Annotated in this window: 12 protein-coding genes and 1 pseudogene; 4 read left to right on the forward strand and 9 right to left on the reverse strand. The window is 68.1% G+C overall.

Annotated features, from left to right (window positions below; genetic code table 11):
• The 5 genes and pseudogenes from ACWD3I_RS48365 to ACWD3I_RS48385 form a co-directional block, all read right to left on the reverse strand.
• Window positions 1–362 (reverse strand): annotated as a pseudogene (locus ACWD3I_RS48365) (peptidase M4 family protein); the annotation flags it as partial.
• Between the two features lie 535 nt (window positions 363–897).
• Window positions 898–1,617 carry an SGNH/GDSL hydrolase family protein gene (locus ACWD3I_RS48370; RefSeq protein ID WP_365412844.1) on the reverse strand — a complete coding sequence of 240 codons (720 nt, stop codon included), beginning with the start codon at window positions 1,615–1,617 and terminating at the stop codon, window positions 898–900.
• Window positions 1,614–2,084 carry a cupin domain-containing protein gene (locus ACWD3I_RS48375; protein ID WP_365412842.1) on the reverse strand — a complete coding sequence of 157 codons (471 nt, stop codon included), beginning with the start codon at window positions 2,082–2,084 and terminating at the stop codon, window positions 1,614–1,616. The genes ACWD3I_RS48370 and ACWD3I_RS48375 overlap by 4 nt, the downstream gene beginning before the upstream one ends.
• An 82-nt stretch (window positions 2,085–2,166) precedes the next feature.
• Window positions 2,167–3,003, reverse strand: coding sequence for a helix-turn-helix domain-containing protein (locus tag ACWD3I_RS48380; protein WP_365412840.1), 837 nt, complete (start codon window positions 3,001–3,003; stop codon window positions 2,167–2,169).
• A 54-nt stretch (window positions 3,004–3,057) separates the two neighbouring features.
• A complete protein-coding gene (locus ACWD3I_RS48385; RefSeq protein WP_365412838.1) occupies window positions 3,058–3,249 on the reverse strand; it encodes a hypothetical protein in 192 nt (63 codons plus the stop codon).
• A 239-nt stretch (window positions 3,250–3,488) separates the two neighbouring features.
• On the opposite strand from ACWD3I_RS48385, the gene ACWD3I_RS48390 reads away from it, so the two are divergent.
• Both ACWD3I_RS48390 and fxsT read left to right on the forward strand, forming a co-directional pair.
• Entirely contained in the window at window positions 3,489–3,830 is a 342-nt protein-coding gene (locus ACWD3I_RS48390; protein ID WP_365412836.1) for a DUF5713 family protein, read from the forward strand.
• Window positions 3,831–4,152: 322 nt separating this feature from the next.
• A complete protein-coding gene (fxsT, locus tag ACWD3I_RS48395; RefSeq protein ID WP_451084442.1) occupies window positions 4,153–6,525 on the forward strand; it encodes an FxSxx-COOH system tetratricopeptide repeat protein in 2,373 nt (790 codons plus the stop codon).
• 247 nt (window positions 6,526–6,772) lie between these two features.
• Here fxsT and ACWD3I_RS48400 read toward each other — a convergent pair whose 3' ends face one another.
• The 4 genes from ACWD3I_RS48400 to ACWD3I_RS48415 form a co-directional block, all read right to left on the reverse strand.
• The gene (locus ACWD3I_RS48400) at window positions 6,773–7,846 is read right to left on the reverse strand and encodes a hypothetical protein (protein WP_365412832.1); all 1,074 of its coding nucleotides are present in this window, start codon (window positions 7,844–7,846) and stop codon (window positions 6,773–6,775) included.
• Window positions 7,847–8,120: 274 nt separating this feature from the next.
• Window positions 8,121–9,146: a hypothetical protein gene (locus ACWD3I_RS48405; protein ID WP_365412830.1), complete on the reverse strand. Its 1,026-nt coding sequence runs from the start codon at window positions 9,144–9,146 to the stop codon at window positions 8,121–8,123.
• Between the two features lie 175 nt (window positions 9,147–9,321).
• On the reverse strand, window positions 9,322–10,335 hold the full coding sequence (locus tag ACWD3I_RS48410) for a Gfo/Idh/MocA family oxidoreductase (RefSeq protein WP_365412828.1): 1,014 nt from the start codon (window positions 10,333–10,335) through the stop codon (window positions 9,322–9,324).
• 50 nt (window positions 10,336–10,385) lie between these two features.
• Window positions 10,386–11,168: a TIM barrel protein gene (locus tag ACWD3I_RS48415; protein WP_365412848.1), complete on the reverse strand. Its 783-nt coding sequence runs from the start codon at window positions 11,166–11,168 to the stop codon at window positions 10,386–10,388.
• Between the two features lie 182 nt (window positions 11,169–11,350).
• Between ACWD3I_RS48415 and ACWD3I_RS48420 the strand changes: the two genes are divergently transcribed.
• A complete protein-coding gene (locus ACWD3I_RS48420; RefSeq protein WP_365412826.1) occupies window positions 11,351–12,376 on the forward strand; it encodes a LacI family DNA-binding transcriptional regulator in 1,026 nt (341 codons plus the stop codon).
• Window positions 12,377–12,671: 295 nt separating this feature from the next.
• Window positions 12,672–13,142, forward strand: a complete 471-nt coding sequence (locus ACWD3I_RS48425) for an ATP-dependent DNA ligase (RefSeq protein WP_365412846.1) — start codon at window positions 12,672–12,674, stop codon at window positions 13,140–13,142.
• The last annotated feature ends 201 nt before the right edge of the window (window positions 13,143–13,343 follow it).

Raw genomic sequence — 13,343 nt, forward strand, 5'->3', positions numbered from 1 at the left:
ATGGAGTCGCGCTGGTACGCCGCCAGGAACAGCTCGAAGGTGGCTCCGAGACCGGCGTAGGCACGGTTGACCGTGGCGTCCTTGCCGGGCTCCGAGCCCTCGGTGCGCACCTTCTTGCCGGGCAGGTCGGTGCGGTGCCGGGCGTCGTAGACGGTGCGGTGCGGCTTGCCGGCCTCGGCGCCGGGCGGCGCGGCGACGGAGGGGGCGCCGACGACGGTGGTCAGCCGGCGGTGGGTGCGCTCGAAGGCGTCGCGCTCCAAAGTGCGCCGTGCGGGTCCGGCCAGTTCCGGATCCTCATGCTGGGCCAGCCGTTCCAGGATGTGAGGCGGCACGAAAGTGCAGAAGGTTCGGGCTTCGGCCATACCCTCACATCCCCTCGTCTCTCGGATGACCGTAGCGTCCAGCGAGGTGGGGGCGGGAGGCGAATGCCGCATTCCGGAAGGGGCTGCCGCGGCGCCCCACTCGCGCACACGGCTTACAGCAGGGCCTGGACTCGCCAGCGCCTGGTTCGGTCAGCTCAGGTTCGGCGGCGGCAGGTAACACCGCGCGATAGGAGGCCGCCGCTCGTCGCGGTGGCGTCGACGCACCACCGGCGGGCCCCGCCGCGCAGCGTCAGCGGCCACGGTCGAGCCCGCTGACCGTCACACGGCCGGGACACACCGCTGGCAGCACTTGTAATTGCGGCCGCCCGCCCGGTCCTCTCGGCGACCCACGCCCGGGCTTCCTCAGCCAAATGGGGTCGCGGTCGACGACAGCAGCCGCCACGGGACCGCGACCCAGGTGCCCTCGCGGTGGTCACGCAGCCAGACGAGCCGGATGTCATAGGCGTTGACCGCCTGGATCGGATGCCACCTCCGCGCGGTAGATGGCATCCGACCGGCCGGGCGCCGGAACCAGCTACGCGCTCTGGGGCAGCAGACCGGCGTCGATGACCTCAGCGACAAGGGTGGCGCCGCGGCTGTTCTGGTGGATGTGGTCGGTCGTGAGCATGAGACCTCGCCGCCGCGAGATCGTGTCGAGGCTGCGGCCCAGCACTGCGTGCTGGACGAGGACGCCGACGGCCGCTGCGGGCGTCGCCTCCCGGTAGGAGATCGGCGGCGGGTCCGCTTGGCGCAGTTCCTCGATCTGGCGTTCGTGGAGCGGAAGGTAGGCCACCTTGTTGGTGGCGGCGACCTCGGCGATCATCCGGCTGTACGCCTGCGATGCCTGTGCCGCTGCTCCGTCGAGTTGTTGGCCGAGCACCGGGAGCGACAGCAGACCGATCGTCGCGTCGGTCTCCGCTCGCAGCCGGGCGACGACGGCTCCCAGGCACTGTTGGAACCAGCCAGCCGACGGGCGACGGGGCAGCTGTTTGCGCTTCATGGCCTGCTGGAGGGGGTAGCCGGCAAGGCTCGCTCGGGCGTCGTTGGTCCCGATCAACACGGTGATCACATCGGGTGGGTTCGTGACGACAGCATCGAGGCGCTGCAAGAGGTTGTAGGCGAAGTCGCCGTTGGCGCCGAAACGGGCAAGCTGCACGTCACCGGGAGGGTGGCGTCGTCCGAGAAGATCCAGGTAGTCGACGCTGAACTGCGCGCGGGTGAGGCTGTCGCCGAGGCACGCGATGCGTGTCGTCACGGCGCTTCCTGCGGGCTGGGCGTGCCGACGCGTTCGGTCGGGCGGGTGCCGGTGCGAGGACGGTGGTCGGTGCCGAGGGTCGCAGTGATGGCCAGGATGGACGTCGGCCCCTCCATGTCGACCACGTGCCATACCCCGGCCGGGTTGATGGTGGCCTCGCCCGGCCCGAGCAGAACGCGGTCGGGCACCCCGTCCACGTCGCGGGTGACCGTCACGGACCCGCTGAGGCAGACGACCAGTTCGTCGCCTGCAGGGTGACTCTCCCAATGGTCGCCGGGCCCGTCGCCATCGAAGATCATCACCATCCGGCCCTCGACTCCGTCCGGTGCGACCGCGGCGCTGTAGGCCTGGAGCACCACCGGGTCCCAGGTGAAGCCCTCGACGGGTTTCGCTCTCGATCCCAGTCCGAGGTGCACGGGGGTGGTCCTCAGGTCCATGGCATTGCGTTCGTGGTTGACGAGTCTCATGCCGACGATCGTCCACGCCAGCGATCGGGCGGTCTTGAAGAAAAGGGAAGAGAAACCGACGCGAAGGACAGACGGTCGGCGGCTACCCGGCTCCCAGGAGGACTTCGCCGCGACGCCAGGCCGTCGGCGATCGGCCCGTGAACTCACGCCAGTCCCGAACGAGATGGGCCTGGTCGGCGTAACCAGCCACGGTTGCCACATCGCCCCACGGCAGCGGGTCCTGCGCCGCCGCCAGTTCGTGCGCGTGCTCGAAGCGCAAGACTCGGGCGAAGATCTTCGGCGACAGGCCCACCTCACCGCGAAACCGCTCGGTGAGGTACCGACGGCTCCAGCCGAGTTCCGCGGCGACCGCACCGACCTGGACGCAACCCCGCGCGGCGACGAGGCGGCGCCATGCCTCGGCTACCTCGGGGCGCACCCAGCGCACATGGTCGCCGCAGGCGCCACGGCCGACAGCTCGTAGGAGCAATTCGTCCAGCGCGGTGAACCGCGCCGCCCATGTTGTCGCCGATCGGAGCCGGTCAACCAGCTCGACGGCAAGCGCTCCGAGAAGCTCGTCAAGTGGGACCAGTCGGTGGGCGAGCTCGGCAGCGGGCATGCCGTAGATGGCCCGGGCCCCGAGCGGTGTCAGCGATACCTGAACACCTTGCTGGCGTCCGTCGTGGTGAATCGCGACGGACCGGCGCATCAGACCGCCGGCCACGCTGTCGAATCGGGTGACCGGTGACCCGTCGTCAACGCCCGCCGACACTTCCAAAGGATCTGACAGGCTGATCACCGCAGTGAGCGCGCGGCTCGGCGGGCCGCAGTGCACCCCCGTCGGGAACCCGCGCAGGTCGAAGCCGACATACGAGTCGACGTACTGCCGCAAGACGGGCGCCGGACGCGCACCGATCCCGGTGACGGTGTGGTCCTCCATTCTCGTCAGTGTACGAGCAGCCCAGCCCAGGAAGATCACCATCCAAGAACTGATTCACCGCCGTTTGCGGCTGATGACGCGGTTCTCACCCTCGTCCGGATCAGCGGACGGTGTCGCCTGCCGAGGCCGGGCAGCCGGCTTCACAGCCGCGGCACTCACGCCACGGCGTTCGCGGTCCCGCAGCACCCACTCCCGCAGGATCGCCCGGTTGAAGCCCAGGTCAGCGACGATGCTCTTGTAGGTCACCCCAGGTGTGGACTCGTACAGGGCCACGGCATCGGCTTGAGTTCGTCCGAGTAGTCCTTCATCGCCATCGGCCGTCTTCTCGCTTCCTCCGGATCAAGCAGGCCCAGTATCAGCGTGTCCACCACTCAGGCGGAGGCCCCGTTCTGGTCGTGTGAGGTCCGACGTGCAAAGGCGGCGTCGTTGTCAGTGGTGCCGTACATGATCGGCGCGTCAGGTCTTCACGGAGGTAGGGAAGGTCCATGCCGATCACAAACCAGCAGGTAGAGAGGCACGCGTTTCTGCGGCAGATGTACGACGACTCGTACTTCCCTGATCGCGTAGTCGACCGGGGGAAGGCGATCCTGCTGCGGCTGTGCAAGCGAATTGAGGCCGAGCAGCCGTCGGATCTGGGGACCTTGTATGCGCTCACGCAGGCTGCGACGGAGGAGTTCAACCTGCTGGACAAGGAGTTCGTGGCGGCCGGGAGCGGGATCGAGACGGTTGCGCGTGAGTGGATCTGCGACGAGTTTTGCTTCGTGGCGTCGGCATACGGGTTCACGCACGCGGATGCGGAGGTGCTGACCGCCGGCCGGGACTGGTGAACGATGGCGGGAAAGCCACCTCCGATCAGAGCCATCTGATAAGTGCTGCGATGAGGAGGGTCGACTCCTAGCGGACGGCGAGCTTACAGCAGCCACCGACCCTGATCACGGCGTTGCGAACGGTGTTTCGGCCGAGACGGAGGATGGTGGTCTGCGCTGCGCTTGGGCACCATGGGCGTGCCGGGCGAGTCAGGCTGACTGGTCCGGCTCAGGGGGTACGGTGAGGCACGAAGCACGGTGGCTTGTAGCAACGGTAGCTGCGGTAGGCGCGTTTGCCGTGCCTTGGGCCGCGTTGAAAATCGTGGGAGCCGGAGAGAACGCGGTGCTGGCCTTCGCATCCTCAGCCAGCGCAGCAGCACTCAGCGCCGGAGGGTGGTGGGCGGCCCGGGACACACGAAGTCCCCGTGTAGAACGAACCTGGCCCCGCAGACAGACGGAGCCGATCGTCGTCGGCCCACTCCCCCGCGAACCGCTGGGGTTCCAGCAACGCACGGAACTCGTCAACGCTGTCGATCAAGCGATGCAGCGTGACCTGGTTGCCGTCGTTTGTGCGCTGACCGGCGTGCGAGGGGTGGGCAAGACGCAGCTGGCTGGAGCCTACGCACGGTCCCGGCTTAAGGCCGGCTGGCCTGTGGTGGCATGGATCGTGGCCGAGGAGCCAGGCCAGGTGGTAGCCGGGCTCGACGAACTGGCCGAAGCAGCGGGCATCAAGGGCGGCATCCAGGACGCTGAACTGGCCGCCGCAGCAGCGCGCCGATGGCTGGAGCAGCTGGAGGACCCCTCGCTCGTGGTGCTGGACAACGTCCTCGACCCAGACGAGGTAGCGCGGTGGCTCCCGCGTACAGGACAGTCGCGCACTCTGATCACCAGCACGGTGCGTTCAGTAAGCCACCTCGGCACGGCAGTGGACATCGAGACGTTCACTCTCAAAGAAGCTGTTGCCTTCCTGCAGGAGACGGCAGGAGGGGGCGGAGACGATGCTGCCACCGTTCGTGGCGCGACAGAACTGGCCGAGGAACTGGGCTGTCTTCCGCTTGCGCTGGCTCAGGCAGCAGGCGTGATCCGTAGCCAGGGCTTGTCGTTTTCCGAGTACCAGCGACGCTTCCGTCGCCGTCAGGTGGTGCACGTGATGCGGCGTACGCCGGGAGAGCCGTACCCCAACGGGGTAGCCCAGTCTCTGCTCTTGGCCATAAGGCAGGTGGAAAGCGGCCACGACGCTCCCGCCGTGAGCCGCGTCATCGAGTTCATGTCGCTTCTCTCACCTTCCGGCGTCGATCGCAACGACCTCAAAACCGCTTTGGCAGGTCTGGAAGCCGAGGAGATCGACCGTGTAATGGGCGCATTGGCCGACGCCTCCGTGGTGAGCCTGAGCCTGGACGGCACCGTAGTCCTTATGCACCGGCTGGTGCAGCGGATCGTCCGTGACCGGCTGCTCGAGCAAGGTCAGTTGAGTACTCGCATCGTCGAGGCGGCTACGGCCCTGCAGTCACTGTTGGACACGGCGGACGCCCGGGCCAGACGCGAGGCCGCCGACCGCGGCCTGACCGATCACATCCTCGCCTTGTGGGCATCAGCCGAACCGCTCGACCATGAGACCCGGCACGCCCTGATGGACCTCCACCGCGCAGCGGTGAACCTGCTCGTCGAACGCGCCGAAGTACGACGTGCCTGCACCGTGGGCCAAGATGTGCTGGCCGAACATGAGCGGCTCGCAGCCCCCCAAGACGACAGGATCCTCGGGGCAAAGTCCGCGCTCGCGCAGGCTTACCTGATGGCTGGCCACTACGAGCTTGCCGTACCGCTACGCGAACAGTATGTGACTGCCTACCAGGAACGTTACGGCCGGGACGATCCCCACACCCTTGACGCGGTCAACACCCTCGGCTACGTACTTGAATCGGCCGGCAAGCTCGACGAGGCAGAAGCGCTGCACCGACGCAATCTGCAGGACAGTCTGCGCGTGAACGGCCCTGACCATCAGACAACCATGCGTGCTCAGGTCAACCTGGCCAGCACTCTGCGTTCCAAAGGCGAAAGCGAAGCCGCGCTTGCTCTGTTCGAGCAGAACGCCACCGACAACGAACGCGCGATGGGTGCCGATCACCCATCCACTGCCAACGCCCGCGGCGAACTGGCCCGCATGTACGAGCGTGTGGGACGGCACACTGAATCACTCGCCCTGTACGACCAAGTCACAGCCCATCTCGCACGCACCGGTCAGGACCTCACCCTGTGGTGGGGTCGCCACCAGGCCCGTGCCTTGGTCAGTTCCGGTCGCGCCGACGAAGGCATCTCTCAACTCGAACTCCTCCTTCACCGTGCCGAGCAGAGCCTGGGGCAAGACCATCCAGAGACGGTGTGCGTGCGCCTCTTCCTCGCCCGCGCCCACAGCATGACCGGTCACCACACCACCGCCCTCGCCCACTTCGCCACCTGTGTGAGCGACCGTCAGCGAATCCTGGGCCTCGACCATTACGAGACTCTCAACGCTCGCCGCAACCTCGGCCTTGCCCTCGCAGCCGCTGGCAAACGAACACGAGCCATCAGCTGCCTCACTGAGGTCCTCGCCCACTACCAACGGACACTCCCCCCTCAACACCCCTACACCACCAGCGCCCGAACTAGCCTCGCCGCCGCACAGGCCACCCCTCGCACCCTGATCTTCCGCCGTTCCACACCCGGCATACGCCTATAACTGGCCCTAACAAAGCCTCTGGACGTGCCGTCTGTCTGATCACCCACCGGCACGTCCAGAGGCTTTGTTAGGGCCAGTTACTGTAGCCACACTCGCCAGCCGTGCGGCGGAACCAGGCCTCCACCTTGGGCAGCCGGTCGGCGTCGGCCAGGGCGCGGCGGGCGATGTCGCCGGCGGCGCGGTCGCAGCCGGTTGCGGGCGATACTGGTAGAGGGCACTTATTCCTGGAGCGTTGTATTCCCTGAGCTCACGGCCTGCGCCCTGGCGGCCAGGGGTAGCCAAGCTGACGGGCGAACTCCTTTGAACCACCGCAGACATCGGCAGCCGCGCGTGGGTCGAACGCCGTGAGCTCCGCCACCAACTCATCAGCCTGGGCCGCCGGGTCGTCGCCGGAAACGTCCAAGGTCATCTGGAACTGGAGCCAAGGACGGCCATCCTTGATGGCATCTCGGCCCGGGTGGAATAGGAAGAGAGTGATCTGATCCGGCTCCCAGAGCCAGGCAGACACGCTGCCAACTTCACACTCCCAGCGCACGAGCCAGTCGGTGCACTGCCGAAGCCTTTCTTCAAGGAGACGGGCAACGGTCCTGGCTGGCCATTCCCAGGAGCGGTCCAGCGTTGCGCGCTCAACTTCTGCTTGGTATTGCTGAGCGTCGAATCTGAACTCTGGCAGGCCAACCTCGTCGTCATCGGGGTTGCGCCATGCATCCCAAACTACCTGGTCGCCATCACGACGGATCGTGACATACAGAGCACCACAGCACCCTTCAGTGCATGTTGCCTCCGCCAAGCGAACCTCGCGCGGGGACACGTGAGCATGAAGTGGCCCATCGGGGAAGAGGAGGTAGCGAGGGTCTTCGCCCGGCCCCTCGTCGAATACCTCAGCTACTACGTCTCGCCCACCAATCTGGGCGCGTACTTCCACAGCGCTGCCACGGGACACCTGGTCGGGGACAACAACACTGAGGGCGAAGCTCTGCAGGTCAGGGGTCACGGAACAATGGTCGGCCAGGGACCGGGCGTTGTCATCTGCTTTCCGCGAGCCATCCACGCTGGATGCCCTAGCCTCGATGAAGGCAGCCCAATCACGCTTCACGAACCGGGCCCAGTCGGCTGCTGTGTTGATGTGCACGCCGAGGATCTCGCTGAGGATGGAAGCGGGCAGGTCCGAAGCGAGAGCCAGCACCGCACTGTTCTTTGCCCTCCGGACAGCAATTCCGTAGGAGATGAGTCGATTTGCCAGCAGCGTCGCGCCCGTCAGGCGACCAGCCAGGTTGCCTGGAAATGACCAACTCTTCGTTGGGTGCGGTCTCTCGACCAAGGGTCGAGGCTCCCTGCCGGCCTGCGCGACGACCCGTTGGGCGACAGCGGGCGGCATGAGTACCGGATGCGTACCTAGGGCGGTATAGGTGCCGTTGGGCCGCTCTTCGACGTGCTCCCGGATCAGTTGGACAATCCGGCTGACAGGAACTCCGTAGAGGAGAACGAGCGCTCCGGCAGCACGAACGTCCGGAGGAAGTTCTGCGTCTTGGACGCAACGCCCGGCGTCACGGCATGCCCGTACCGTGACGCTCCGACTGCACACTGCGGACGGGCTACGTCATCAACTCGATGTGGGGGTGTTCGGGCTTTGCCGGGCAGATGAACAGGTGCTGCCGGTAGCCGCTGCCTATCTGGACACCGGTCGCGTTGTAGCCGCGGTGGCCGGGGTAGGGTCCAGCACCTGGATGGGGGTGCGGAGACCAGCTGTTGCCGGCGTCGTCCCCTTCCTCGAACGTGGCGACGGTCATCAGGACCTCCATGCGTGTGCCGCACTCAGAGCAGGTGTGCGGGCTGGGGTCGGTGGAGTTCCAGGCGGGCCAGCCGCCGACCTTCCAGCCGGGTGCGTTGGACAGCACACAGTCGTAGTAGGTGTCCGGGTCCATGTCTTCCTCTGCTGCCTGCGGCACACTCCACTGCTTGAGCTGCTCCCGCAGTTCTTCGCTCAGCTCCAGATGGTCGGGGTACTCGGTGATCTGCTCCGGTTCGAGCACGCACGGTTCCGGTAGATAGCCGTCGAACTGCACGGCGGGCGGCTCGGGGGGCGTGTCGAGGATGTCGGTGACGGCGGCTGCCGAACGCCAGAAGAGGAGGGTCCTGGGCATGATCGGATGATCGAAGGGGCACCACAGAACCTGCAGCAGGTCCTTGCCCTCCGGCGGGCTCAGATCGGGCACATCCCTTACGTACAGCTGCGCGACGGGCAGCATCGCTATGGGGCCGTCATACGCCTGGACCGCCAGCCTCACCGGATACGTCCGAGGTGGGCGGATCCGCTCGAGAGTCTCCCGTTCCTCCAAAGTCAGGTCCCGGCCATGCGAAGCGGCGAAGATCCGTCGTTCCAGCCGCAGATCCGCCGGGGACTGGGCTGGGTTGATGCCATCCACCACATGCGGTTCCTCGCAGTGCGGCCACGGCTCCTCAGCGGGCCACAGCAGCGGCCCGCCGATCGAGCTGTGGTGCCGCGTCGGCGCCCCAGGACGGGGGTGCAGGCGGGTCGCCGTGCGGGCCAGCGCAGCCAGTTGGGGAAAGACCGCGGCAACGTCGATCGGCCGTGGCGGAGTGACAGGAGTGACATTCATGGCCGCAATCTTGCCAATCGCCTCTGACAACGGCCCTCGTGACCGGCCCACGAGCGCCCCGTGGGGGACGCCGATGCAGGAGAGGGCCCGGGTGTTGCCGAACGTCGAAGGCCGCTCTGTACGTGGCGAGGAGGACGGCCCCCACGACACCGGCGGCGCGACGTCAGCTGCTCCTTCACCGCATCACGCGGACGGGACCGCCGGTGGTGACGGACTGGACGGCGGCGAGGGCGATGGCCAGGGCGGCGCGTGCGTCCTCGCCGGTGGCGGAGGGGGTGCGCTCGGTGCGGACGCTGTCGGTGAAGTCGGCGAGTTCGGCCACATAGGCGTCGTGGAAGAGGTGCTGGTCGTAGGTGACGCACTCGGCGGCGACGCCGTCCGGGCCGTATGCGGTCAGGTGGGTGCGGCGGACGTCGCCCATGGTGAGCATCCCGGCCGAGCCGAGGACCTCGGCGCGTACGTCGTAGCCGTAGACGGCCTGGAAGCTGGCCTCGGCGGTGGCGAGGGCGCCGTTGTCGAAGCGGACGGTGACGACGGCGGTGTCGAGCAGGCCGCGGTCCTTGAAGTCGGGGCGGATCAGGGCGTCCGCCATGGCGGAGACCTCGACGGGTTCGGCACCGGGATTGAGGTGGCGCAGGACGTCGAAGTCATGGATGAGGGTCTCCAGGAAGATCGTCCACGGCGGTATGCGGGCCGGGTCGGCCAGAGCGGGGTCGCGGGTGAGCGAGCGCAACAGCTGCGGTGTGCCGATGGCGCCGGCGGCGATCTTCTCGTGGGCGGCTCTGAAGCCTGCGTCGTAGCGGCGGTTGAAGCCCACCTGGAGGGGGACGCCCGCATCCGCGGCGGCCGCGATGGCGCGGTCGGCCTCGGCGAGGGTGACCGCCATCGGCTTCTCGCAGTAGACCGCCTTGCCCGCCTTGGCGGCGGCCTCGACCAGGTCGGCGTGGGTACGGGCCGGGGTGGCGATCACCACCGCGTCGATGTGCGGGTCGGCGAGCAGTTCACTGATGTCGGTGTAGGCGGTGGCGCAGCCGAGCCGGTCGCCCAGGTTCCGCGCGGCGCCCGGGGTGGGGTCGGCGATGGCGGCGAGCCGGACGCCCGGGAGGCGGTGGGCGAGGGTCTCGGCGTGGAACGAACCCATCCGTCCGGCGCCGAGGAGGCCGACGGCGAGAGGCTGCTGGGTGGTCATGCGGGTGCTCCGTACGTCGTCGTCAGGGTAGGTACAGGCTGTGGAGGCAGTCAGACGGTGAAGGCGGAGCGGAAGCGCTCCAGAGCGAGCTCGCTGTCGCCGGAGGCCCACGCCTCCATCGCGACCGTGCCCTCGTAGCCGAGGTCCGCCAGGGCGCGGGCGACGGCTGGGTAGTTGATCTCCCCGGTTCCTGGTTCGCGGCGGCCGGGGACGTCGGCCACCTGGATCTCGCCGATCAGGCCCAGGGCATGGGCCCTGCGGACCAGCTCGATGAGATTCCCCTCGCCGATCTGGGCGTGGTAGAGGTCCAGATTCATCCGCAGCCCGGGCCGGTCCACGGCCGCGACCAGGGCCAGGGTGTCGGCGGCCGTCGCGAACGGCACCCCGGGGTGGTCGACGGCGGTGTTGAGGTTCTCCAGGGTGAAGACGACCCCGGCGCTCTCGCCCAGCTCGGCGAGGCGGGTGAGCGTGCGGTGGGCGGCGATCCACATCTCTCCGGTGACCTCACCGGTCACCGGCACCACCGGCAGGCCCTGGCCGTCCAGTCCGGTGCCGTGCAGGTTCAGGCGAGGGCAGCCCAGTTGCTCGGCCGCCTTGAGCGACTCCTCGGCGGTGCTCAGGAGTTCGGCCGCGCCCTCCTCGTCTGTCAGACTGCCGCGGATGTAGCCGGTCATGGAGGAGAAGTCGGCCGGGGTCCGGGCCAGAGCGGCAAGGTCGTGCCGGGTCCAGTCCCAGATCTCGACCTGGAAACCGGCGTCATGGATGCGCCGTGCCCGCTCGTCGATCGGCAGATCCAGGAAGACCATCTCGGCGCAGGCCGCCAGTGTGTACATCGCCACGTACCTCTCTCCGCGACTTCGGACTAGAACGTTCAAGAAACTAGAACGTTCTAGAACTCCGTGGAGCAGCAGTACGCCAGCTGTCGCCCTCCCCTGTCAAGGCTCCGGTGGCCCGTGAAAGCTAGAACGTTCTATAGTCGACTCCGTAGGAGTCGACTCCGACCAGGGAGGACAGGTTGCCGGCGACCCCAGCGGTCCCCAACGCAAAGCGACCGACGCTCGCCGACGTGGCGTCGCGGGCAGGGGTGTCCACGGCGCTGGTCTCCATCGTGATGCGCGGCGCGAAGGGGGCCGGCGAGGCCACCCGCGAGCGCGTCCTTCAGGCCGCGCGGGAGATCGGTTACCGGCCCGACGCCCGAGCCCGGCTGCTCCGCAGCCACCGCTCCCATCTGCTCGGGGTGCAGTTCGGCCTCCAGCATCCGTTCCACTCCGACCTGGTGGAGGGCATCTACGCGGCGGCCGAACCGGCCGGGTACCAGATCGCGCTGAGTGCCGTGGCCGCCGGGCGCGGCGAGCAGCGCGCCGTCGAGACACTGCTCGACGACCGCTGCGAGGCGCTGATCCTGCTCGGCCCGCAGGCCCCCGCCGCGCGGCTGGCGGAACTCGCCGGGCAACTGCCGGTCGTCTCCGTGGCCCGCCGGCTGCGGCCGTCCGTCCCGGGCCTGGACGTCGTACGGACCGCCGACGACGAGGGAGCCCGCCAGGCGGTGGACCACCTCGTCACTCTGGGCCACCGCGACATCGCCCACATCGACGGCGGCCGGGCACCTGGCGCAGCCGACCGGCGCCGCGGCTACCGCACCGCCATGAACCGCCACGGCCTGGGCGAATACATCCGCATTCTCCCCGGCGGTCTCACTGAGGAGGAAGGCGCCGAGGCCGCCCGAACCCTGTCGGCCACCCGCCCGCGCCCCACCGCCGTACTGGCCTTCAACGACCGCTGCGCGACCGGCGTACTCGACCTCTTCCTCCGCTCCGGCGTCGCGGTCCCCGGAGACATCTCCGTCGTCGGGTTCGACGACAGCCATCTGGCCCGCCTGGCCCACATCGACCTCACCACCGTCGGACAGGACATCGCACGCCTCGCCGGGCTCGCCGTCGGCCGGGCCGTCGCACGCCTGGAGGGCGCGGAGATCCCCGCCGGGGAACAAGTCATCACCCCCCGTCTTGTCGTCCGGGGAACGTCCGCCCCGCCCCGCTGAAGGCGGATCCCGGGGTGCGAGGCCTGTGTGTTCCACGGCGACGACGCCGGCCACACCGAGAAGTACCGGTTCGACTCGACGTCGTACATGCCGACCGGCCTGATCAGGAACGGCTGCCCTTCGGGCACACGCCACTCGTCCAGTTGCTCATCGAGGCCGCAAACAACTCGCTGAACTCCCGCATGAACGGCGACACATCCCGCGGCCACATCAGCTCGACGGGTGAAGTGCACCCGCCATCCAGTGATCGACATGGCGCCGGACGGTATCCCGCGGAGAGCTCAGCAGGGCACAAATCAAGTGGGACGGCTACCGCGCGTTGGCCGGCCGGTGGGCAGAGGGCCGTGTCGCCGTACGGAACCGTAACGGCAGCGATCTGGCCCGGGCGTTCCCGGAGATCGAGGAGGCCGTGCGGCGGCTGCCGGACGATACGGCCATCGACTGCGAGCTGGTGGTGTGGGAGGCGGGCCGGCTCGCGTTTCGAGCGTCTCCAGCAGCGCATGCACCGCCGCGGTGCGGGTGCGGCCGCGCGGCCGTGGAGTTCCCGGCGCACCTGGTCGCGTTCGACCTGCTGCGCGTGCACGGCCGGGACCTCACCCGACTTCCCTTCGCCGAACGCTACGCAGCGCTGGAGGCGTTGTTCCTCGAGGAGGTCCTGGCGGCGCCGTGGTCGCTGTGTCCGACCACGACCGACCCCGACAAGGCAGCCGCGTGGCTGGCCGACTACACGCCGGTCGGGATCGAGGGCCTGGTGTTGATCGCCTGATCCTGCCGCGGAGCCGGACAGCAGATCCTGTCCGGCTCCGATATGGGCCGTTGGCCACTGGAGCCAAGAATGGTGGTCGGCGTGGAAGGCATCACCATATGACCTGGGGCCTTGACCCGGAATCTTGGACACGGGTTATGCGGCTGGGGCCAGGGTAGTTGCTGTTGAGTCGAGTGCTGTCTCGTAAGCGATGGGGCTACG

It is taken from the genome of Streptomyces sp. NPDC002817 (assembly GCF_053592055.1).

What these genes read in the sequence shown, in the direction of transcription:
- ACWD3I_RS48375 (WP_365412842.1), bottom strand. Translation starts at nt 2,084, where the DNA reads ATGAGACTCGTCAACCACGAACGCAATGCCATGGACCTGAGGACCACC.
- ACWD3I_RS48405 (WP_365412830.1), bottom strand. Translation starts at nt 9,146, where the DNA reads ATGAATGTCACTCCTGTCACTCCGCCACGGCCGATCGACGTTGCCGCG.
- ACWD3I_RS48410 (WP_365412828.1), bottom strand. Translation starts at nt 10,335, where the DNA reads ATGACCACCCAGCAGCCTCTCGCCGTCGGCCTCCTCGGCGCCGGACGG.
- ACWD3I_RS48380 (WP_365412840.1), bottom strand. Translation starts at nt 3,003, where the DNA reads ATGGAGGACCACACCGTCACCGGGATCGGTGCGCGTCCGGCGCCCGTC.
- ACWD3I_RS48415 (WP_365412848.1), bottom strand. Translation starts at nt 11,168, where the DNA reads ATGTACACACTGGCGGCCTGCGCCGAGATGGTCTTCCTGGATCTGCCG.
- ACWD3I_RS48390 (WP_365412836.1), top strand. Translation starts at nt 3,489, where the DNA reads ATGCCGATCACAAACCAGCAGGTAGAGAGGCACGCGTTTCTGCGGCAG.